General features: G+C 34.4%; 23 protein-coding genes. 16 read left to right on the forward strand and 7 right to left on the reverse strand.

Annotated elements, in window-relative coordinates:
• Positions 1–3 precede the first annotated feature (3 nt).
• Positions 4–2,538 carry a putative LPS assembly protein LptD gene (locus tag ACTB0X_RS15580; protein WP_463025956.1) on the reverse strand — a complete coding sequence of 845 codons (2,535 nt, stop codon included), beginning with the start codon at positions 2,536–2,538 and terminating at the stop codon, positions 4–6.
• Between the two features lie 152 nt (positions 2,539–2,690).
• Here ACTB0X_RS15580 and ACTB0X_RS15585 point away from each other — a divergent pair, with 152 nt between their 5' ends.
• Genes ACTB0X_RS15585 through ACTB0X_RS15605 form a run of 5 tightly spaced genes read left to right on the forward strand, consistent with a single transcriptional unit; the run spans position 2,691 to position 7,423 of the window.
• Positions 2,691–3,851 (forward strand): N-acetylmuramoyl-L-alanine amidase family protein, encoded by a 1,161-nt coding sequence (locus ACTB0X_RS15585; RefSeq protein WP_463025957.1) that lies wholly within the window; start codon positions 2,691–2,693, stop codon positions 3,849–3,851.
• A gap of 5 nt (positions 3,852–3,856) precedes the next feature.
• Positions 3,857–4,861 (forward strand): MlaD family protein, encoded by a 1,005-nt coding sequence (locus ACTB0X_RS15590; protein WP_463025958.1) that lies wholly within the window; start codon positions 3,857–3,859, stop codon positions 4,859–4,861.
• 13 nt (positions 4,862–4,874) lie between these two features.
• Positions 4,875–6,200, forward strand: coding sequence for a 4Fe-4S dicluster domain-containing protein (locus ACTB0X_RS15595; RefSeq protein WP_463025959.1), 1,326 nt, complete (start codon positions 4,875–4,877; stop codon positions 6,198–6,200).
• Positions 6,190–6,621, forward strand: a complete 432-nt coding sequence (locus ACTB0X_RS15600) for a phosphoheptose isomerase (protein ID WP_463025960.1) — start codon at positions 6,190–6,192, stop codon at positions 6,619–6,621. The genes ACTB0X_RS15595 and ACTB0X_RS15600 overlap by 11 nt, the downstream gene beginning before the upstream one ends.
• A 7-nt stretch (positions 6,622–6,628) precedes the next feature.
• Complete coding sequence (locus ACTB0X_RS15605) at positions 6,629–7,423, forward strand: (Fe-S)-binding protein (protein ID WP_463025961.1); 795 nt, start codon at positions 6,629–6,631, stop codon at positions 7,421–7,423.
• A 90-nt stretch (positions 7,424–7,513) separates the two neighbouring features.
• Here the strand turns inward: ACTB0X_RS15605 and ACTB0X_RS15610 are convergent, their stop codons facing one another.
• The 3 genes from ACTB0X_RS15610 to ACTB0X_RS15620 form a co-directional block, all read right to left on the reverse strand.
• Positions 7,514–8,734: a tRNA wybutosine-synthesizing protein 4 beta-propeller domain-containing protein gene (locus ACTB0X_RS15610; protein ID WP_463025962.1), complete on the reverse strand. Its 1,221-nt coding sequence runs from the start codon at positions 8,732–8,734 to the stop codon at positions 7,514–7,516.
• Between the two features lie 187 nt (positions 8,735–8,921).
• Positions 8,922–9,434: a SixA phosphatase family protein gene (locus ACTB0X_RS15615; RefSeq protein ID WP_463025963.1), complete on the reverse strand. Its 513-nt coding sequence runs from the start codon at positions 9,432–9,434 to the stop codon at positions 8,922–8,924.
• Positions 9,424–9,891, reverse strand: a complete 468-nt coding sequence (locus ACTB0X_RS15620; protein WP_463025964.1) for a hypothetical protein — start codon at positions 9,889–9,891, stop codon at positions 9,424–9,426. Before ACTB0X_RS15620 ends, ACTB0X_RS15615 begins: the two co-directional genes overlap by 11 nt.
• 82 nt (positions 9,892–9,973) lie before the next feature.
• Here ACTB0X_RS15620 and arfB point away from each other — a divergent pair, with 82 nt between their 5' ends.
• Positions 9,974–10,378 carry an alternative ribosome rescue aminoacyl-tRNA hydrolase ArfB gene (gene arfB / locus ACTB0X_RS15625; RefSeq protein ID WP_463025965.1) on the forward strand — a complete coding sequence of 135 codons (405 nt, stop codon included), beginning with the start codon at positions 9,974–9,976 and terminating at the stop codon, positions 10,376–10,378.
• On the opposite strand, the gene ACTB0X_RS15630 is transcribed toward arfB, so the two are convergent.
• Together ACTB0X_RS15630 and panB are read right to left on the reverse strand one after the other, a co-directional pair.
• Positions 10,375–11,055 (reverse strand): RluA family pseudouridine synthase, encoded by a 681-nt coding sequence (locus ACTB0X_RS15630; RefSeq protein WP_463025966.1) that lies wholly within the window; start codon positions 11,053–11,055, stop codon positions 10,375–10,377. The two genes, arfB and ACTB0X_RS15630, sit on opposite strands and share 4 nt — an antisense overlap.
• A 4-nt stretch (positions 11,056–11,059) precedes the next feature.
• Positions 11,060–11,881, reverse strand: a complete 822-nt coding sequence (gene panB / locus ACTB0X_RS15635; protein ID WP_463025967.1) for a 3-methyl-2-oxobutanoate hydroxymethyltransferase — start codon at positions 11,879–11,881, stop codon at positions 11,060–11,062.
• Between the two features lie 84 nt (positions 11,882–11,965).
• On the opposite strand from panB, the gene ACTB0X_RS15640 reads away from it, so the two are divergent.
• The 6 genes from ACTB0X_RS15640 to ACTB0X_RS15665 all read left to right on the forward strand — a co-directional run bounded on the left by ACTB0X_RS15640 (position 11,966) and on the right by ACTB0X_RS15665 (position 17,213).
• Positions 11,966–13,006, forward strand: a complete 1,041-nt coding sequence (locus ACTB0X_RS15640; protein WP_463025968.1) for a hypothetical protein — start codon at positions 11,966–11,968, stop codon at positions 13,004–13,006.
• Between the two features lie 164 nt (positions 13,007–13,170).
• A complete protein-coding gene (gene dnaK / locus ACTB0X_RS15645; protein ID WP_463025969.1) occupies positions 13,171–15,072 on the forward strand; it encodes a molecular chaperone DnaK in 1,902 nt (633 codons plus the stop codon).
• Positions 15,073–15,198: 126 nt separating this feature from the next.
• Positions 15,199–15,429 (forward strand): hypothetical protein, encoded by a 231-nt coding sequence (locus ACTB0X_RS15650; RefSeq protein WP_463025970.1) that lies wholly within the window; start codon positions 15,199–15,201, stop codon positions 15,427–15,429.
• Position 15,430: 1 nt separating this feature from the next.
• Positions 15,431–15,730: a type II toxin-antitoxin system RelE/ParE family toxin gene (locus ACTB0X_RS15655; protein WP_463025971.1), complete on the forward strand. Its 300-nt coding sequence runs from the start codon at positions 15,431–15,433 to the stop codon at positions 15,728–15,730.
• Between the two features lie 8 nt (positions 15,731–15,738).
• On the forward strand, positions 15,739–15,915 hold the full coding sequence (locus ACTB0X_RS15660) for a hypothetical protein (RefSeq protein ID WP_463025972.1): 177 nt from the start codon (positions 15,739–15,741) through the stop codon (positions 15,913–15,915).
• Between the two features lie 146 nt (positions 15,916–16,061).
• Positions 16,062–17,213 carry a lycopene cyclase family protein gene (locus ACTB0X_RS15665; protein WP_463025973.1) on the forward strand — a complete coding sequence of 384 codons (1,152 nt, stop codon included), beginning with the start codon at positions 16,062–16,064 and terminating at the stop codon, positions 17,211–17,213.
• Here ACTB0X_RS15665 and ACTB0X_RS15670 read toward each other — a convergent pair.
• The gene (locus ACTB0X_RS15670) at positions 17,190–18,365 is read right to left on the reverse strand and encodes a BaiN/RdsA family NAD(P)/FAD-dependent oxidoreductase (protein WP_463025974.1); all 1,176 of its coding nucleotides are present in this window, start codon (positions 18,363–18,365) and stop codon (positions 17,190–17,192) included. The two genes, ACTB0X_RS15665 and ACTB0X_RS15670, sit on opposite strands and share 24 nt — an antisense overlap.
• Before the next feature lie 99 nt (positions 18,366–18,464).
• Between ACTB0X_RS15670 and surE the strand changes: the two genes are divergently transcribed.
• The 4 genes from surE to ACTB0X_RS15690 are packed head-to-tail and all read left to right on the forward strand — an operon-like array spanning position 18,465 to position 21,798.
• Positions 18,465–19,244: a 5'/3'-nucleotidase SurE gene (gene surE, locus ACTB0X_RS15675; RefSeq protein ID WP_463025975.1), complete on the forward strand. Its 780-nt coding sequence runs from the start codon at positions 18,465–18,467 to the stop codon at positions 19,242–19,244.
• Positions 19,234–19,536: a hypothetical protein gene (locus tag ACTB0X_RS15680; RefSeq protein WP_463025976.1), complete on the forward strand. Its 303-nt coding sequence runs from the start codon at positions 19,234–19,236 to the stop codon at positions 19,534–19,536. The genes surE and ACTB0X_RS15680 overlap by 11 nt, the downstream gene beginning before the upstream one ends.
• Positions 19,537–20,655: a lipid-A-disaccharide synthase gene (gene lpxB / locus ACTB0X_RS15685; protein WP_463025977.1), complete on the forward strand. Its 1,119-nt coding sequence runs from the start codon at positions 19,537–19,539 to the stop codon at positions 20,653–20,655.
• Positions 20,656–21,798, forward strand: coding sequence for a SpoIID/LytB domain-containing protein (locus ACTB0X_RS15690; RefSeq protein WP_463025978.1), 1,143 nt, complete (start codon positions 20,656–20,658; stop codon positions 21,796–21,798). It abuts the gene before it with no gap.
• Positions 21,799–21,824: the final 26 nt, after the last annotated feature.

The following is a 21,824-nucleotide window of genomic DNA, read 5'->3' on the forward strand; positions in this document are numbered from 1 at the left end:
TTTTTAATTGATTAAATCGTAGTAATTTCTTCTTCTATTCAATTTTAAATCCTGAAGAACAGAAGCTTTAACATTAATTGTTACAGAATAACTTTTCTGAAAACCCAAAGGAATCCAATTGAAACTAAGTTCCCAGCAGTGTAGGTCTCTATAGATGTTTACATTGGTGTAGGTAACATCTTTTCGCTCGAAATCATATCCTGAATTAAAGTCAACTTTCCATTTATCTGTTATTTTCAACTCTCCATTAAAGTTTAGCGTTTGGGTTATGGTTTCTTTAAATGCAGGTTTACTGTAATTGATTACATAGGATACTCCAAATGACCAAGGCACCGAGAAATCAATGTATTGATCCATATTGTTGTTGATGAACTCTAATTCTTCTTCAGTCGCATTGTCACTTTTTTTCTTTTTCTTATCTCCACCTCTAAATTGCATCTGGAATGAAATATTCCCACTTGTAAACCGAGATAGTTTGCCATTATCAGAATAGTTGGTTTTATTAATTCTAACGCCTGTCGAATCATTAATCGCATAAGGATCAAAAACGCCATTAAAGGCAATGTTTAAAACTTCAGTAATTCGAGTTCTACCGCTCAATCGGAAAGCATCCCACTTTAATGAATCTCTTTCAAAATCAATACCAGTACTTAAACCTAGGTTATCAAAAATAGAGACCTTCTTAACCGTCATTCCAGTATCGCTTTTCTTTGCCAACTTCATTTCTAGATTATTAATCAAATTAAAATTCAGTCGATTCGATCGAGCGGTATTCGGTCGTCCAAAAACTCCTCTTTCATAAATAGAGTATTCTACCTCTTTTCCAGAAGTATCTGTGTAACTTTTTATACCATCTCTAATTTCAGGAGTAAAGCTGTATGAAACTTGAGGTGTCATCACATGACGAATGGCTTTCAATTTACCTTTTTTGAATTGAACTAGCCCATATAGTTTAGTGCTTAATCCGGTTGAAAATTGAATATTTCTACTACTTTGAAACCCTAAAGTAGTGTCAATATCTAGCGTTTGCACAGGGTTGCCATTGGTGTCTAAAAGACCGGAAGAAGTATTAAATTCTTTTGTGATGGATTTAAAATACCAAAACTCGTTGTATGAAATTGAAGGGTTTAGCGTGAAGTATTTTAGCACCTTAGTGGAAGTGCTCAATGGGATACTATGTTTTACTCCATTTTGCATTTCATTCGCAATAATATCATTCATGCGATTCAACGATAAGTTAGAATCGGCTACTGCAATAGAGTTCTTGAAGTTTCCTGAATAAGAAACACCGATGTTTCTTCCTAAATTATTCTTAGTGCTATTTCCCTTAAATGGATAGATTCTCGACATGTTCAATCCAACATTCGGAGCACTTATAGCAACGATTTTCGTTTGTGTATTCTGACTGTGATTTGCTCCAATATTCAATGAGAAAGGAGAGTTTGGAAACATTTTACTGTACGTAATTGACGACTGAAAATTGTTCGATAAATAGTTGTTCGGTGCACTATTCAAGTTATTGGTAAAGTTGCTGTTGGTACCTGCCTGTACGCTTGCAGAAAAGTTGCTGTTTGGTCGTGCTTTAGGGTCTTGAGAATGCCTCCAGTTTACCCAAAATTCTCGACTTTCTACATAGGATGGGAACTCTTTATATCCATCTTTAATACTAGAATAGGATAAAGCAAAATTTCCATTGTATTGGTATCTACTTCTGTAATTAGATTCAACTCTTCCTGAATAACTACCTTTAGAGTAGATGTCACCAGTTAGTTTTAAATCAGCTTTTTCACCAAAAGAGAGGTAATATCCCCCATCTTTTAGAAAGAATCCCAAACGAGGTGAATCGCCATATGCTGGAATCAAAATTCCTGAAGCCCTTCCTTTTTTATTGGGGAACAATCCAAAAGGCAGGCCTAATGGAGTCGGGACTTCTCCAATTTTTAATACTGTTGGTCCCGTGATAATTTTATCGTTAGGAATAATTTTTAATTTTGAAGTAGCTAATGAATAGTGTGGATGGTCCAAATTGCAGGTTGTGTAATAACCATCTTTGATATAAAGCACATCTGTTGAAGTTTTTTTAACTTTTTCCCCTCTTACAAAACCTTCACCTTCTTGGGTAGTCACTTCTGAAATGGTTCCTTTCTTCGTTTTGAAGTTGTAGGTCATTTCATTTGCTGTGTAAGATGAACCACTTTCTGTGAATATAGGTTGGCCAACTGGTTTTCCTAAACTATCAGTTTTTCCTTTCGCAAAAACCAAATCATTTAATAGGTCAACAATAATGGTATCTGCCGTTAAGTTAATATCACCATACGTGACTTCCGCATTTCCAAATAGATATATTTTTTGATGAATTAAATCTATTCGCATAGAGTCCTTCGCTTTGTAGTTCGTTTTAGTTTCTACAGCGTCCTTAGAGATTGTGGTATCAACTTTGATAGCCACTGAAGTATCTTTTTTAGCGACAGTGGAATCTAGTTCGTGAGAAAAAAAAGTAGGGGTAGACGAATTTTTTGCACCTAATGTTTCGCTCAAAAATAGTTGAGTTATTAACATTAAGTAGATGAAAAACTGTGTGAAAAATGCCCTAGATAACAAGGTAATAATACTATTTTTGTTGTTAGACTAATACTCTATTTTAGAGGTGCCAAAGCTAATTAAATTAAATCAATTTCAGATTTTACAAAATGAAATCAAAACGAATTCTAAGTCTATTTCTTATCCTTTTAACAAATATTGTTTTCTTGTATGCTCAAAACGGGGCAAATGACAGTTTTTTTGGAGGAATTAAAACTGTTGTAATTGATGCAGGGCACGGAGGGAAGGATGTGGGCTGTTTAGGATCCACCGGAAAAGAGAAAGATGTAGCACTTTCTATTTCACTTAAGTTAGGCAAGTATTTAGAAGAATCATTTCCTAATCTAGAAGTTATTTATACGCGTAAAACAGATGTTTTTATAGAATTGAGTGAACGCGCAAAAATTGCAAATAAAAATAAGGCCGATTTATTTATTTGTATTCATGCAAACGCTGGCGGTTCATCGGCATTTGGAACAGAGACCTATGTAATGGGTAATGCGAAGTCTGAAACAAACTTAAGAGCTGCTCAACGAGAGAATTCATCTATCTTATTGGAAGAGAATTATGAAGCTAAATATGATAATTTTGATCCTAATTCCGCTGAATCATACATTGCATTGACATTAATGCAAAGTGCATTTCAACATCAGAGTATTGAGTTTGCCGAAAAAGTACAAACGCAATTTAGAGAACGCGTAGGAAGAAAAGATAGAGGGGTGAAGCAAGCACCCTTTTTAGTCTTACATCAAACCACCATGCCTTCTGTTTTGATTGAAACAGGCTTTTTGACCAACCAATCAGAAGAGAAATTCTTACTGTCAGATGTGGGGCAAGATTATTTAGCATCAGCTATTTATAGAGCATTTAAAGAGTATAATTCGGAGATAGAACATCGATCTGAGTTGATCCATGATGCTGAAAAAAAATCAGAAATAAAGCTAGAAACAAAAGAAAAAGAGACTAAAACAGAACGAAAGTTATCAAATGTGACTCCCTCTTCAAATGAAGGTATTATCTTTATGGTTCAATTAGCCACGTCATCAAAATTGTTAGAAACTACCCCTGAAAACTTTAATCGATTATCAGGCGTTAACTATTATGAAGCTGGCGGACTGTATAGGTATACCTATGGAAATGAAAATTCAATTGATAATATATCAAAGTTTCAAAAAGAAGCCATAGAGAAGGGGTATAAAGATGCCTTTGTAATTGCATTTAAAGATGGGACGAGAATTTCTGTCAATGAGGCATTAAAGTATTTAAAATAGAATAAATGAAAATTAGTAAAGAGGTTAAAGTTGGGTTCATCGTTCTACTATCAATAGGATTGTTATTTTGGGGAGCTAACTTTTTGAAAGGTAAAGATATATTCACCAAAGAAATCACACTTTATGGAGTTTACCCACGAGTAGATGGATTAGGCGTTTCTAACCCGGTTATTATAAATGGGTTTAGAATTGGTCGAGTTACAAAAATTTACTTTGATCCTAAGATGAATGGAGATTTGATTGTTAAATTTTCAATTGATAATTCAGATTTTGAAGTTCCTTCTGATACCAGAGCAAAAATTGTAAGTGCAGATATATTAGGGTCAAAATCGATAGAATTGGTTATTGGTAGTTCAATGTCTTATGTTAAAAATGGAGATACATTGAGCTCAGATATTGAAGCATCACTTAGTGAAGAGGTAAATCAACAAATATTGCCATTAAAAAGAAAGGCAGAAGATTTAATTCAAACAGTAGATTCTGCAATAATGGTAGTAAGCGCTGTTTTTAATAAAGAGGCTAGAAGTGATTTAAATCAAAGTTTTGGGAGTATTAAACGATCTCTTCAAACCTTTGAAATGACTGCAAAGCGCTTGGATGGATTGATGGAAGAAGAGCGTGCTCATCTAAACGCAATTTTTCAAAATGTTGAATCAATTACTTCTAATCTTAAAAATAACAATGAAAATCTGACACAGGCGATTTCAAATATCAATCAGATATCAGATTCACTGGCAAACTCTAATTTGAAACAAACAATCAATAATGCTGCCTTGGCGATGGAATCAGCCGCAATGGTGTTGAAACAGATTGAAGATGGAGATGGAACAGTAGGACAATTGCTAAATAACGATACTTTGTACACGAATTTAGAAGCAGCAGCTAAGGATTTAGATAAATTATTTTTAGATTTAAGATTAAATCCAGAACGTTACGTTCACTTTTCTGTTTTTGGAAGAAAGGACAAGGATAAAAACAATAAAAAGGCTTTAGAGCCAAATGATAAATAGATTATTTAAAAGTATGGAAATTAGCAATATAATATTTATTTTAATTGTAATTGGGGCAATACTATTTTTTGCGAAAAACCTCAAAACAATCATCAGAAATATAAACTTAGGTAAAGACTTGGATATTTCTGACAATAAATCAGATCGATGGAAGAAAATGCTTCTTGTGGCTGTTGGGCAATCTAAGATGGTAAAAAAGCCTGTTTCCGGATTTCTTCACATCATTGTCTATGTAGGATTTATTATTATTAATATAGAAGTCTTAGAAATTGTAATTGATGGAATATTTGGGACACATCGCTTTTTTGCTAGTTTTCTAGGTGCCTTTTATAACGCATTGATATTCTCATTTGAATGGCTCGCATTAGGAGTTTTATTGGCGTGTGTAGTCTTTTTGATTAGAAGAAATGTATTAAAAATAAAGCGTTTTGGGTTGAAAGAAATGCTTGGATGGCCTAAGACTGATGCAAACATTATATTGATTGCAGAAGTATTATTGATGGGGGCATTTTTAACAATGAATGCATCAGACTTTTTATTGCAAGGATTAAATGCTAATCATTACATACAAGCAGGATCTTTTCCGGTTAGTGGAACTTTAGTAGCTCCTCTGCTAGATAGTTTCTCGATAAATTCATTAGTTGAAATTGAGAGAGCGACATGGTGGTTTCATATTATCGGAATCTTTGCTTTTTTAAACTATCTTCCATACTCAAAACATTTCCATATTCTTTTGGCATTCCCAAATGTTTACTTTTCAAAGCTTCGTCCGAAAGGGCAATTTACAAACATGGAATCTGTTCAGAAAGAAGTAGCTATGATGTTTGATCCGGAAGCGGATCCTTATGCAGTACCTGCAGAACCAGTAGGCGAACCGGAGCGATTTGGAGTTAAAGATGTCACAGATTTAAGTTGGAAAAACTTAATGGATGCATATTCTTGCACCGAGTGCGGTCGATGTACACAACAATGTCCTGCAAATATAACTGGTAAATTATTATCCCCTAGGAAGGTAATGATGGATACACGTGACAGATTAGAGGAAGTTGGCAAGAATATAGATGCACACGGAAAGGATTTTACAGATGGCAAATCATTGTTGGGAGATTATATCTCAGAAGAGGAACTATGGGCGTGTACCACCTGTAATGCTTGTGTTGAGGCGTGTCCTGTAGGAATCGATCCATTATCTATTATTGTGGATATGCGTCGTTCTTTAATCATGGAAGACTCAAAAGCACCTAGTGAATTAACTTCTATGTTGAGTAATATCGAGAACAATGGTGCTCCTTGGCAATTTGCTACAAATGATCGATTAAACTGGAGAGATGAAAATTAAACCAAATCAAAACTTAAAAGAGATAAAGGTTGATGGAAAGAAGATCAGTCCTGTATTGCCAGATGAAATTAAAAATTATTTAATTGACATCGATGGGACAATCTGCGATGACATTCCGAATGAGGAGCCAGACAGAATGGAGACTGCGGAGCATTTTCCTGATGCTTTAAAAACCATTAATGGGTGGTTTGATGATGGGCATATCATCACCTATTTTACTTCGAGAACTGAAGAGCACAGAGAAGTTACTGAGAGATGGTTGAATCGAATTGGTTTTAAGTTTCATGGTTTATTAATGGGAAAACCACGTGGTGGTAATTATCATTGGATTGATAACCATATGGTAAGAGCAACTAAGTACAATGGAAAGTTTACCAACTTAGTGGATGTAGAAAAGAAAATACAAGTATTTGAAAGATAATATTATTATGAGCGAGAACGGAATGAAAGTAAATACAATGGCCGAAATGATGGCCAAAGGAGAAACGGCTGATGTGTTATTTTGGGTAGGTTGTGCTGGAAGTTTTGATGATAGGGCTAAAAAAATAACTAGAGCTTTCGTTAAAATCTTGAATCACGTAGGAATTAATTTTGCAGTTTTAGGAACGGAAGAGAGTTGTACTGGAGATCCTGCAAAACGTGCTGGAAATGAGTTTTTGTTTCAGATGCAGGCCATGGGAAATATCCAAGTATTGAATGGTTATGAAGTAAAGAAAATTGTGACTACCTGTCCGCATTGCTTCAATACATTAAAAAATGAATACCCTTCTTTAGGTGGGGAATATGAAGTGATGCATCACACTCAGTTTTTACAACATTTAATCAACGACGGAAAACTGACGGTTGAAGGCGGCGCATTTAAAGGAAAGAAAATTACCTTTCATGATCCCTGTTATCTGGGTAGAGCCAATGATGTATATGAAGCACCTCGTTCTCTGATCGAAAAGTTAGATGCTGAATTGGTTGAAATGAAGCGTTGTAAAAGTAAAGGGTTGTGTTGTGGAGCTGGAGGTGCTCAGATGTTTAAAGAAGCTGAGCCCGGGAATAAAGAAATTAACGTAGAACGTACTGAAGAAGCTATAGAAACAAAAGCAGATATTGTGGCTGTTGGTTGCCCTTTCTGTATGACAATGATGACAGATGGTGTAAAAACTAAAAATAAGGAAGAAGATTTGAAAGTATTCGATTTGTCAGAGTTAATTGCTCAAGCAAATGATTTGTAATACTTTAGTAGGCAACAAAAAAGGGGATTCAAAAATGAATCCCCTTTTTTGTTTTCTTTTTCCTGTACTTAAAATAAGTTTTAATCAATCTTAATTTCTAATGAGTGATATTTTACCGGATTCAATACTATTGTGAGATTTCAACTGATAGATATAGAACCCTGAAGGTAAGTCTGACAGATCAATTCTAGCATTAATAGATCCACCGGTAAACTCTTTAGTCAATACTATTTCCCCCTCTATGTCAATAAGTTCGAATTGAGTAGAGTTTAAATTATTTTCAAATTGTAAAGTGAGAAAGTCTGAAGTAGGAATTGGAAATATTTTCAGATTTGTTACAGTAGTATTTGTTTCAATTGTATTCGTTACAAAATGAGGCTTATAAGACCAAACATCTTTTAAATCATTAGTTAATGAACTATCTATACCACCTACTAAATAACCAATGTCATTAATTGTAAATTCTGCTGCTAGGGACCTATTTGAATTAGTAAAACTAGATGAAATAGAACTCCATGAATCTGTAATTGGGTTATATTTGAAGTAATCACCTAAACTTGGACCAAATAGTTTAAATCCTCCACCAACAATAAATTCGTTATTTTTTGTTAAAAATACATTTGGATGCATTCTATCTGTTCCTGGCAATGAAGTTTTTTGGGACCAGGAATTGGTTTTGGGATAATAAGCCCAAAGATCATTAAATGAGGTTGAGCCATCCCTTCCCATTCCTAAATATAAAATTCCATTTGATTCGATACAAAATCCTGAATTTCGATTTCCAAAAGGTAAATTTCCTAAATTTGACCAGGTGTCGGTTGCAATTTCATATTTCCAAAAATCTTTTTTGTATGATCCTGTGGATCTAATAGCACCACCACCTACATAGATACATCCTTCATAAATTGCTGCGAAAGGTAAAAAACCTCCATTTCCTGGATAATTGGCACGTGAACTCCACGAATCAGTTAATGGGTAATACTGTTTAAAGTCATAATAATTAGTTGAAATAGTCCCTCCAATACCCGCAAAAACTAATGTATCGTTAGAAACTAGAACAGCGCCGCGTCTTACTGGACCGGGGTAGTCGTTTTTTTGGGTCCATGAATCTGTTAAGGGTGAATATTCCCATACTTCTTTTAAGTTGTTTGTAGTTCCATTTACTCCAAATATCATATAGCCTTTACCTTGAAAAGAGCAAGCTGAAGAATTGTTTCTTACTGCGCCAGAGAAATTATTTCTAACAACCCAAGTTTGGGCAAATAATGTAGTCGAAAAGCTAAAAAGTAATATGTATAAGGTTGTTTTCATAATTTAGAATTCAGGAACAATTCAAATTTATAAAAAATAGTTATAAATCTTTGATTTAAACTTCTAATAGATTCCAAAATAAAAAGAGTGTCTTTTGATGAAAATAAGAATTAGGTTGATTGTTAAATTGAAAAGAATTTTATTTTTATTTTCTAGTTGATTAAATGAACTATTTTTAAAAGGATGGTTACTTGAATTTTTTAGGATAAATATAATGTTCCAACATTCCTGAATTAAACGAAACTGCCTTCCAATCATCAACATTAAAGGAAATTACAGCAATTGCACTTGTGGGTAAATTACCAATAGAAGAACCTGAAAAGTAATCAATCAAGTAGGTGAAAGTTGGGTTGTGCCCAATAATGAGAACAGTAGAATAATTATTATTCAACTGCTCGATAATCTGATTTAAATCAGAAAAAGAGCCTTCGTAAATTGAAGGCTCTTTTTGTATATGTTCAACCGGATAATTGATAGATTTTGCTATTTGCAAAGCTGTAGTGTAGGTTCTCTCAGCGGGGCTTGCAATTATCAATTCAATTTCTTGATTGAGTTGTGACATTTGATGCCCCATTGTAACTAAATCATCACTTCCTCTTTTGTTTAGCGGCCGATCAAAATCCGAACATCCAGCAGTCCAATCAGACTTCGCATGGCGCATTAAAATCAACTTTTTATAATTTGGGGTATTATTCTCCAATTTTTGGGTTAAAGCTTTCTTTTTCAATTTTATTCATAAATATTGGCAATAGAAAATATTCCAATACTGAAGAATCAGCTTCAAATATATGTTTTGAAAAACTTTTTAAGCTAGCAACTAATTCTTTCGCATAAACTTGATTTAGCTTTGGCAATACGAGGTTTAAATCAGTTAATTTAGCCTCTAAATATTCTTCTTTTTCTTTCTGACCTTCAGGTAAATTAGCTAATTCGGTTTCAAATGCCTCTACAAAATGACTTTCTGCTTTTGTGTAAAAGTTTCTTAATATTTCTGGGGAAGAGTAGGTTCTAACATGAGCCAATTTGATTGCTTCCGCTTTCTCACCCTTACTCACAATACCATCATCTGAAATGGCAGCTAATAACGCTACAATAGCTGGAGATTTTAATAATATCAATTGATCCTCTTCTGATAGTCTTTCTATTTCTGTTGGCATATTCCGTATGTTTGTTACTTTAAATATTGGACAAATATAATTTAGTTTTATTAAAATATGTCCTTAAAAATTGCAAAGATTTATGAATTCTGACGAACTTGATTTATCTACTGAGTTTTCCTTTAAAACGAGTAGGAGTGGAGGAAAAGGCGGTCAACATGTCAATAAAACTGAAACAAAGGTAACCCTCCTATTTAATATTTCTAATTCTGCTTTGCTTTCTGAACAGCAAAAGGCAAGACTTTTATTAAAATTAGAAAATAGAATCAACCAAGAGAGATTTTTACAACTCTCCAATTCAGATACTAGAAGTCAATTGAGAAATAAGGAATTGGTAATTGAAAATTTTTATTCAATTTTAAATAAAGCTCTTATAGTAAAGAAGAAAAGAAAACCTAGCAAGCCAACTAAAGCTTCTATTGCAAGAAGAATTCAAAAGAAAAAGAGACATTCTGAGAAGAAAAACTTGAGAAGAAAAGATTTCTAATTACAGGCATTCCAAATGACTTCATCTGGGGTTGGAGCTATAATCTCAATTGACTCTTTAGTAACTGGGTGTTCAAAACGAACTTTTCGTGCATGGAGATGAATGGATGCATCAGAATTTGTTCGATCAAATCCATATTTAACATCTCCTTTAATTGGAAATCCTAGAGTAGATAACTGTACTCTAATTTGATGGTGACGTCCTGTAAATGGGGTAATTTCTAAAAGAAAATACCGATCTAAACGTTTTACTATTTCATACTTTAGACTAGATTCCTTTGAGTCTTTGTATTTATGGGCGTAAGCGAAGGATTTATTCTTTTGTCGATTCCGCAATAAGTGATGGGTCACCGTTTCAAATTGATGAGGCGGTTGATTTTTTACTACCGCCCAATAGGTTTTCTGAACGTCCTTTTCCTGAAATTGGGCATTCATACGCGTAAGTGCTTTACTCGTTTTTGCAAAAATAACTACACCACTTACAGGTCTATCTATCCGATGAATAGTACCTACGAAAGCATCTCCCGGTTTATTGTATTTTTCTTTTAAATAATCAGCAACAATTTCATTTAATGGTTTATCACCTGTTTTATCACCTTGAACGATGTCGCCGGAGCGTTTATTAACAGCAATTAAATGATTGTCTTCGTATAAAACTTGTAATGGAAGTTGCTTCAAAATTCTAATATTGTTCGTTCTCGTTTGGGAAATCTTTTGATTTTACATCTTTGATGTAGTTCAATACTGAATTTTCGATCTGTTCATATAAATTATTATATCTTCTGATGAATCGAGGATTAAATTCGTTTGTGATACCCAATAAATCATGAATAACCAATACTTGACCGTCAACACCATTTCCAGCGCCTATCCCTATTATAGGAATAGAAACAGATTCAGAAACTTTTTTAGCCAATTTTGCCGGAATTTTTTCCAATACAATACTAAAACAACCTGCTTCTTCTAACAACTTAGCATCTTCAATTAATTTGGTGGCCTCTTCTTCTTCCTTTGCTCTAACTACGTAGGTTCCAAATTTGTAAATTGATTGTGGGGTTAGGCCAAGGTGTCCCATAACCGGAATTCCTGCAGATAAAATTCGAGTAATAGACTCTAAGATTTCACTACCACCTTCCATTTTTACAGCATGAGCACCTGATTCCTTCATGATTCTGATTGCAGACGATAAGGCCTCTTTTGAGTTACCTTGATAAGTACCAAATGGCATGTCTACAACTACCAAACAATGATCAATAGCCCGAACTACTGAGGATGCATGATAAATCATTTGGTCCAGAGTGATGGGTAAAGTCGTTTCATGACCAGCCATTACATTGGATGCAGAATCACCTACCAGGATGATGTCTATGCCGGCACTATCTACAATCTTTGCCATCGAATAATCGTAACTAGTTAGCATTGATATTTTTTCGCCTCTTGCCTTCATTTCATGAAGGGTGTGGGTGGTAATTCTTTTCGTATTTTTTGATTTTCCTGTAGACATTTACTCCGTTTTAGTTGTCTTAAGTCTGTCAAACAAAACTACAAATCTATTTTGGGAATATATAAAATTGGTAATTTAGCGCTCATGAAAAAAATACATCTTTTAATTATTGTTATTATTAGTTTACTTACAGTAGGTTGCGAGACTGATGTAGAGCTTAATGACACTTACGAAAATAACTCTTTTGTCTTTGGTTTGTTGGATCAAAATGCCGATACACAGTTTGTAAGAGTGAATAGAGCTTTTTTAGGTTCAATTAGTGCTGATGAAATAGCTAAATATCCAGATTCGATCAATTATAAATCAGGTGATCTGAAAGTTGAAATAATTGATGAAAATAATACAATTTTATTGGATCCAATCGTAAAATCAAAGGCCGACGGTTATTTTAGCAATTCAGATCATATCGTTTATTATACTACAACACCAATCATATTTACTTCCGAGAGTAAACTTTTTGGTTTGAAAGTTACAAACAATAGAACTGGAGAGGTAATTACAGGGGAAACAGAATTGATTAAAAATGTGTTTTTACAAGAGCCTGATCCTAGTTTTAGTGTCAGTTTTGTTAGAAATTGTCCAACAGAAGGATATTGTTTTGGATTTAATTTTGGAATTGAATGGAGATCCTCTGCGAATGCTGTGAAGTATGAAGTTGTTTTACGATTTGTTTACGATGAATTAGACATTAGAACCAATGATACCACTTATGGAAAGTATTATGATTATCCTGCTGGTTCAGTATCTAACAATAGAGCATCCTCTAATGTTAAATTAAAAACTACAGTGTCCCCTGAGTTATTTTACACACAGTTAGGTAAAGCAATACCGACCCCTAGCGATAATATTGTTAGATTTAAACCAAGAATTGAAGTGTTAATCGCTGCAGCACACGAAGATTTATCATTATATATAGATGCTACAAAACCTGCAAATGACGTCAATCAAAATAAACCTAGTTATTCTAATCTAAGCAATGGCATTGGTTTATTTTCTTCAAGAATCTCTAGAAACGCCGTAAGAGATAATAAAGATTATTCAAAACAGCTTCCATTTAATCCACAGAGTATTCAAAAGTTGATTCAGAGTGATTTAACTAAAGGGTTAAATTTCAGACCGAATTAGTTTACTGACTATTTGTCATAAGATGTCAGTCGTTTCCGGCTCCCATGTGTTATTTTATGTCATAATTTCAATTTTCTCATTCGTTTTTCTATTGGCACAGTCATTGACTATTGTCAAAACGAAATCAATTTGAATAGTTAGAAAACCGAATAAAATAATAAGTTATGAGTAAAATTATAGGAATCGACTTAGGAACAACTAACTCTTGCGTATCTGTAATGGAAGGTAATGAGCCTGTTGTAATCCCTAATAGCGAAGGAAAAAGAACAACCCCTTCAATTGTAGCCTTCATTGAAGGTGGAGAAAGAAAAGTAGGAGACCCTGCCAAAAGACAAGCTATCACTAACCCAACAAAAACAATCTTCTCGATTAAGCGATTTATGGGAAATAAATTCAGCGAAATTGAAAAAGAAGTTGGACGTGTACCTTACAAAGTTGTGAAAGGTGATAACGATACTGCTAGAGTAGAAATTGACGATAGAAAATATACTCCTCAAGAAATTTCAGCGATGATTCTTCAAAAAATGAAGAAAACGGCTGAAGACTATTTAGGAACTACAGTTACAGAAGCAGTTATTACTGTTCCTGCATATTTTAACGATTCTCAGCGTCATGCGACCAAAGAAGCAGGTGAAATTGCTGGTTTGAAAGTTAGAAGAATCATCAACGAACCTACAGCTGCTGCTTTGGCATACGGTATGGATAAGAAGATGGACGATGTTAAAATCGTAGTTTTTGACTGTGGTGGTGGTACTCATGATGTTTCTATCCTAGAGTTGGGCGATGGCGTTTTTGAAGTTAAATCTACAGACGGTGATACTCACTTAGGTGGTGATGATTTTGACCAAGTTATTATTGATTGGTTGGCTGAAGAATTTATCAGTGATGAATCAATTGACTTGAGAAAAGACCCAATGGCGTTGCAACGTTTGAAAGAAGCTGCTGAAAAAGCTAAGATTGAATTATCTAGTTCATCAACAACTGAAATTAACTTGCCTTACGTTACAGCTACAGCTTCAGGACCTAAGCACTTAGTGAGAACGTTATCAAGATCAAAATTTGAGCAGTTAGCTGATTCTTTAATAAAAAGAACCATTGAGCCTTGTAAAACTGCATTGAAAGCTTCAGGATTAAAATTAAGTGATATCGACGAAGTAATCTTAGTTGGTGGATCTACTAGAATTCCTGCTATTCAAGATGCAGTAAAAGCATTCTTTGGAAAAGAGCCTTCAAAAGGTGTAAACCCTGATGAAGTGGTTGCAATTGGTGCAGCTATTCAAGGTGGTGTATTAACAGGTGAAGTGAAAGACGTTCTTTTATTAGATGTTACTCCATTGTCTCTTGGTATCGAAACCATGGGTGGTGTAATGACAAAATTAATTGAGGCCAACACAACTATTCCTACTAAGAAGTCTGAGACATTCTCTACAGCTTCTGATAACCAGCCTTCAGTTGAAATTCACGTGTTGCAAGGTGAGCGTCCAATGGCAGCAGGAAACAAAACAATTGGTCGTTTCCATTTAGATGGTATTCCACCAGCACAAAGAGGTGTACCACAAGTAGAAGTGACATTTGATATCGATTCAAACGGTATCTTGAATGTTTCTGCTAAGGATAAAGCAACCAATAAAGAGCAATCTATTCGTATCGAAGCTTCTTCAGGTTTAACTGACGAAGAAATCGAGAAAATGAAGAAAGATGCCGAAGAAAATGCTGATGCTGATGCAAAAGCAAAAGATAGAGTAGAGAAGTTGAACAAAGCAGATAGTTTGATTTTCCAAACTGAGAAGCAATTGAAAGAGTTTGGTGATAAATTGCCAGCTGATAAAAAAGAGCCGATCGAAACTGCTTTAGCTGAATTGAAGACTGCTCACGAAGCGCAAGATTTAGATGCTTTAGATCCTGCAATGGAAAAGTTAAATTCTATTTTCCAAGAAGCTGCTCAGACAATGTATCAGAATACAGGTGAAAATCCTGGTGCTGATGCAGGACAAGGAGAAGCTGCTCAAGGAGAAGATGAAGTAACTGATGTAGACTTCGAAGAAGTAACAGAAGAGAAGAAGTAATTCTTAACTCTAATAAATAATGAGCCCGCACTGAATAGTCAGTGTGGGCTTTTTTTATGATCATTTTTAGTAGAAATTAAATCAATTGTAAAATAATTAACTTTGATAAAATCAATTGAAAAGGACATGGATGTACAAAGAGAATTAAGTTGGATTCAGTCAGAGCTGTTGAAAGTAAAAGACCCTGATTTAATAACAGCCATTACGAAAATGCTAAAGTCTCGTAAAGAAGATGAGACTTCAGATTGGTCATCATTGCTTAGCCAAGAGGAAAAAGATGAAATTCAAGAAGGAATTGATCAGTTAGATCGAGGAGAGAAAGTTCCTTATGAATCTGTCATGAAAAAATATCATTAACATGAAAAAGTTTGAAGTTAGCTTATCTACTCGAGCTAAGCTCAACTTAAATAGTTTGTTGGTTTATTTAGAAGAAAAGTGGTCTATAAAAGTTCAAGAAAAATTCATTCTCAAACTAGATGAGGCGATCAATCAAGTATCATTTTATCCATATAGTTCAATAGAAAGCGAAGAGTTGAAAGGGGTTTGCAAAAAGGTGGTTCCTAAGCAAACTTCATTTTATTACAGGATTTTAGGTAATGAAATTGAAATTATTACAATTAGAGATAATCGAAAGAATCCAAAGACAATTGAACTGTAATTAGTAGTATGGATATTCCATTAGCATTATTATCTATTTTAATAGGCAGTTTAGCAATATATTTTACCTATAAATATCCTAGTGATAAAGAAAGTGATTCTACACTTGCTGATTTAAATGGCTATTGGGGAGGTGTCATCTTTATTATTATTGGAATAGTAATGCTGTATCGATTTTTTAATTAATGAACCTATTTCAATTTTAGAAGATTGAATACCGGTGATTAGCCTATCATTCTCGAGGCTATTGTTTACCCTTTTTAGTTTAAATCAAAAACAAAATCTGTATTCAATTGCTTTAGTTTAAATTTGGGTGCAATTAAAAACAATCTTTGAATTTAGAATCTACATACGATTATGCTATTATCGGAGCAGGAGCAGCAGGAATGAATCTTGCACTAGCATTTGCGAAAGAGTCCTTCTTTGACAATAAACGAATCGTTATTCTAGATCCTAATTTGGGAAAGATTATTGATAAAAAATGGAGTTTTTGGCAGCAAGAGCCATTTGAATATCCTGACTCAATTGAAAAGCAATGGAAGAGTACACAGTTTAAATCAGAAAATTTAGAGCGGAGAATTGCATTAAACAATTACATTTATTATACTGTCAATGCATCTAAATTTCTAAATTCAGCTCATCAAGACCTAAAAACGAAACCTCAATTTTCATTTCAGTTGTCTGAGGTTTTGGAGATGTCTGAAATGTCAGGGAGTGTCAAAATCAGAACAAACTCAAATGAGTTGATTGCTTCACATGTTTTTGATAGTCGGGTGCCAAAATATTTTTTTAAGGAACATAAATTCACCCATTTAAAGCAGCATTTTAAAGGATGGATTGTTGAGACAGAACAAGCTATATTCGATGATTCTTCGTTTACTATGATGGATTTTTCTGTTAACTATCAGAACAGTTGCAGCTTTATGTATGTGTTGCCTTTTTCTGCCAATCGAGCTTTATTGGAGTTTACTTTTTTTAATTCCACACTAGTGGAAGAAGAAGTGTATGATTTAGCTATTCAAAACTATTTAGAGGAAAAGCTAAAGTGTCTGCACTATAAAATCATCGAAACGGAACAAGGTGTGATTCCTATGAGTGATTACCCATTTGAAAATCATCATTTACCAAATGTTACACTGATAGGAACGGCAGGAGGTTGGGTAAAACCTTCTACTGGTTATTCCTTTCGTGCTTCTATGAAATTTGCTGAAACGATAACAAAGCGAATTATTCACAACCAACCATTGGATGAAGTATTGTGGAAAAAGAGAGGTCGATGGTATGATTCTATCTTTTTAGAGGTGCTCAGACAAGAAAATGAAAATGGTCCAATGCTTTTCGAAACCATGTATGTTCGAAATTCGATTGATCGAATTTTTAGATTTTTGGATGAGGAAAGTAGTTTAGTTGATGAGTTGAAAATTATACTTTCCTTTCCTCCAATCCCTTTTTTAAAGGCATTATTTCGAGTCCTTTTCAGATAGTTTTTTGGCCACCCAAAATCCCGTAGAGAAACAACCTTGTAATAAAAAACCGCCAGTAGGAGCATCCCAATCCAACATTTCGCCCATTACAAATACGTTTGGATTAGATTTTAGTGAAAAATCATCTTCTATGGCCTCAAAACTGATTCCTCCAACTGTTGAAATGGCTTCTTCTATCGGTCGAAGTCCAATAATAGGAATGGAAATATCTTTTACTAAATGAGCAGCTTTTTCTACCGAAAGGAAACTCTCTTTGTCGGAATAAGCTTTAAATAGGGCCAATTGAGTAGTACTTAATTGCCAACCTGATTTATATTCCTTCGCACTAGAAACTTTATTGATTAACTCTTCAGCAGTGTTTTGTGGTTTTAAATCAATTTGTATTTCTAATGGTAAACTCTTGTTGATTAAATCTCTAATGAGAGCAGAGATGGGGTAAATGACATTTCCTTCCAATCCATACTGAGTGATGACCGCCTCTCCTTTTATTGTTTCACCATCACAAGTAACAGCAATGTTTTTTAAAGGTTTTCCTTCATGTGCATCTAAAATTGAAGCCGGCCAATTGACTTCTATTCCGCAGTTGGAGGCTTGAAATGGCATTGTGGCAATCCCTTTTTTATTCACCCAATTGATCCAATTACCATCGCTGCCTGTTTTGCTCCAGGAGGCTCCTCCCAATGCTAATATTAGAAAATCTGTTTTTACTTCATTTTTGTTTTTAAAGAGAAGGGTTAAATCATTGTTAAAATCGATCAATTCGAAATCAGTGTGAATTTTAACTCCTTTTTCAAGTAAAGAGTATTCTATTCTTCTCAACACTTCAAATGGTTTGATTCCTTCTTCAGGAAATACTCTGCCGCTGGTTCCTTCATAAGTTGGAATGTATAGCTGAGCCAACCACATTCTTAATGATTTATTTGTGAAGGCTGAAAGTGCGTTGATTAACTTTAGCTCAGGAGTGTATTTTGATGGTAACTTTTTTGGAGGGATCGCATTTGTCAAATTAAATCCACCTTTACCTGCTACTAAGAACTTCCTTCCTATTGTTTTCTCTTTTTCATAGATATGAACCTCGAATCGATCACTTAAAAAGAATGCGGCAATTAAGGATGATGGTCCTCCACCTATTATGGCTACTTTTTTCTTCACATTACAAACTTAGAAAAAGTATGGAGTATCCGACTCCTATCACCTCTGCTTTTTATTATTTTGTACTTAAGTTTGTGACACAATTAGAGAGGTTGAATTATGTCTAAAGAAAATCCATTAATTTTAATAACAAACGATGATGGAATCACTGCTCCGGGGATTTTAACATTGATTGAAACAGCGAAAAAAATAACTAATAATATCGTGGTAGTAGCACCTGACAAACCACAAAGTGGAATGGGGCATGCCATCACAATGAATTCGATGTTGCGAATTGTTCCAGTTGCGATAGATGGCGTGGAAGCATTTAGTTGTTCAGGAACTCCTGTAGATTGTGTTAAAATTGCAATGGCGAAAGTGTTAGATAGAAAACCTGATTTAATATTATCGGGAATCAACCATGGCTCTAATTCTTCCATTAATGTGATTTATAGTGGAACCATGTCTGCTGCTGTGGAAGGCGCCATTGAAGGGATTCCATCAATAGGTTTTTCATTGTGCGATCATAGTATTGACGCTGATTTTATTCCGGCTACTATATACATTGAACGGATTGTAAGGTTTGCTTTATCAAATCCAATGCAAAATCATACTTGCTGGAATGTAAATTTTCCTGCACTAAAATCAGATTTAATCAGTGGAATTAAGGTGTGTAGGCAAGCCAATGCTGTTTGGGAAGAAGAGTTTGACGAACGACATGACCCATCAGGAAAACCTTATTACTGGCTAAGTGGAAGGTTTGTAAATCATGAACCAGACAATGAAGATACTGACGAGTGGGCATTGGCCAACGGATTTGTAAGTATTGTTCCCGTTCAATATGATGTTACTGCATACAAGTCGATTGATCAATTAAAAGCACTTGAAAATGAAGGTTAAATTGGATTCAATCTTTGTCGGGTTCTTCGTTGGTTTAATTTTACCCATTATTGTATTAGGAGGGTTTTATCTTTCTACATACGCTTACCTTCAGGTTCCTGATTTTTTAAGGAAATTGGCATTTGCTGAGACAATGGTAAAAATATTGAGTTTGTGTGCCATATCCAATATGGGGATATTTTTTCTTTTTTATTACAAAGAAATGGATAAAGCTGCTAGAGGGGTTGTATTTTCTACCTTCTTATATGCTTTTGGAGTAGTTGTTTATAAATTGCTTAACGGAACCCTTTAGATGAAATATTACATAATAGCTGGAGAAGCATCGGGTGATTTACACGGTTCTAACTTGATGAAAGAGTTAAAGAAGAAAGATTCTTCTGCACAGTTTAGATGTTGGGGAGGAGAAATGATGCAAGCTCAGGGTGGAGAAATTGCGAAGCATTATCGAGATTTAGCTTTTATGGGCTTTATAGAAGTAGTGATGAACTTACGAACCATTGTAAAGAACATTGATTTCTGTAAGGAAGATATTGCTAAATTTCAACCTGATTGTGTGATTTTGATCGATTATCCTGGATTTAATCTTCGAATAGCTGAATATGTAAAGACTTTGAATATTAAAGTTTTCTATTATATCTCTCCTCAAATTTGGGCTTGGAAACAGAATCGAGTTCATAAGATTAAGAAAGTGGTGGATAAGATGTTCGTTATCCTTCCATTTGAGAAGTCGTTCTACAAAAAGTTTGATGTAGATGTTGATTTTGTGGGGCACCCACTGATTGATGCGATTGCGAATGAGCGCAAAGAACAACCCACTTTTCAAGCTTTTGTGAGTTCAAATAATTTATCAGAAAAACCAATTGTAGCTTTATTACCTGGTAGTAGAAAGCAAGAAATATCAACGATGCTGCCACTCATGTTAAGCGTTGTAAAAGATTTTCCGAACCATCAATTTGTGATTGCAGGAGCTCCATCACAAGAAGCAAGTTTCTATCAGCCCTATCTAAAAAATAGTGCTATTTCTGTAATTTTTGGGAAAACCTATGATATTTTACAACAATCTGAGGCTGCATTAGTCACTTCTGGAACTGCTACACTAGAAACTGCACTCTTTCAAGTTCCTGAAGTAGTCTGTTACAAAGCAAGTTCTATTTCTTATGTAATTGCTAAACAGCTGATAAAAGTGAAATATATTTCATTGGTCAATTTGATTATGGACAGAGAAGTAGTGAAGGAACTGATTCAAGGAGAACTCAACACTAAGATGTTGAAAGAAGAGTTAAGTAAGGTATTGATAGGTGGAGAAAAGAGGGATAAATTGCAAGCGGATTACCGGGAGCTTATTCAGCTTTTAGGTGGTGAAGGAGCTTCAGAACTAACAGCCCGATTAATGCTAGAAAACTTACAATAATTGAAGTCGCTAATTTGCATCTTATTCTTTGCCTTTAACTCATTATTTGTTCATGCCGAATTGATTAATATCGGCATTTTTACAGATTATTCGGTCAGTCACTTTGAGTTTAATCCACGAGCTGGTACCTACACTATTTTTACTGAAAAGGGAAGGTTAAAAGAAATCAATTCTCAAGATGTGATCACTGTAAAGTATGTAGATACTCATATCCAGCTGATTCAAAATAATCGGACGTTAGGTAGCTATAGTAAGGTAAGTTTTATTGGTACAGGTTGGTATAATCACTTTAAGATTTCAATAAAATCTCCAATTATAAAAGATACTAGATATGATGATAACCTCAAGGTTCAATTAACAACAAGAGGTTTTCAGTTGGTGAATAATATTGATTTAGACAATTACATTGCAGGAGTAGTAGAAGCAGAAGTCGGAAGAAGACCTGTGGAAGAATACCATAAATTACAAGCGATCATTTGTAGAACATATGCTTTAGCGAATTTGAAAAAACATTATGCCGAAGGATACAATCTATGTGATCGAGTGCATTGTCAAGCGTACCATGGGAAAACCTTTTTTGAGCAAATTACTAAGGCCAGTTTAAGCACCAGAGGTATCGTAATTGTGGATAGCGATATTGAATTAATTACAGCTGCTTTTCACAGTAATTGTGGCGGGCAAACTGTAAAGTCTGGCGACGTTTGGAGTAAAAATCTATATTATTTAGATGTGGTGAAAGACACCTTTTGTATCAAAACTTCTAATGCGTTTTGGGAAAAGGAAATAGATAAGAATAGTTGGTACAATTATGTAATGTCTAAAGCACCAAAAGTTTCAAAGGATGATTTAAAAAAGGATTTTAGTTTGTCTACAAGAGCTTTAAGTTATATGAATCAATCGATGCTACCAGTAGAAGATATTCGATACGACTGGAAATTACGTTCGACCTATTTTTCAGTTTATAATGAAGGAGATAAAGTGATTTTTAAAGGCCGTGGTTATGGACATGGAGTAGGGCTTTGTCAGCAAGGTGCAATGGAAATGGCTCGGCTAGGATTTTCTTATTCTGACATCTTACACAAGTACTATAGAGGTGTTCATTTGATCAATCTTTCTGCTTTAGAGTTCTTTAGAGAAGATTAATTTCTTAACTTGCTGCTATAAATCTA

The sequence above is a fragment of the Acidiluteibacter sp. genome (assembly GCF_055129545.1).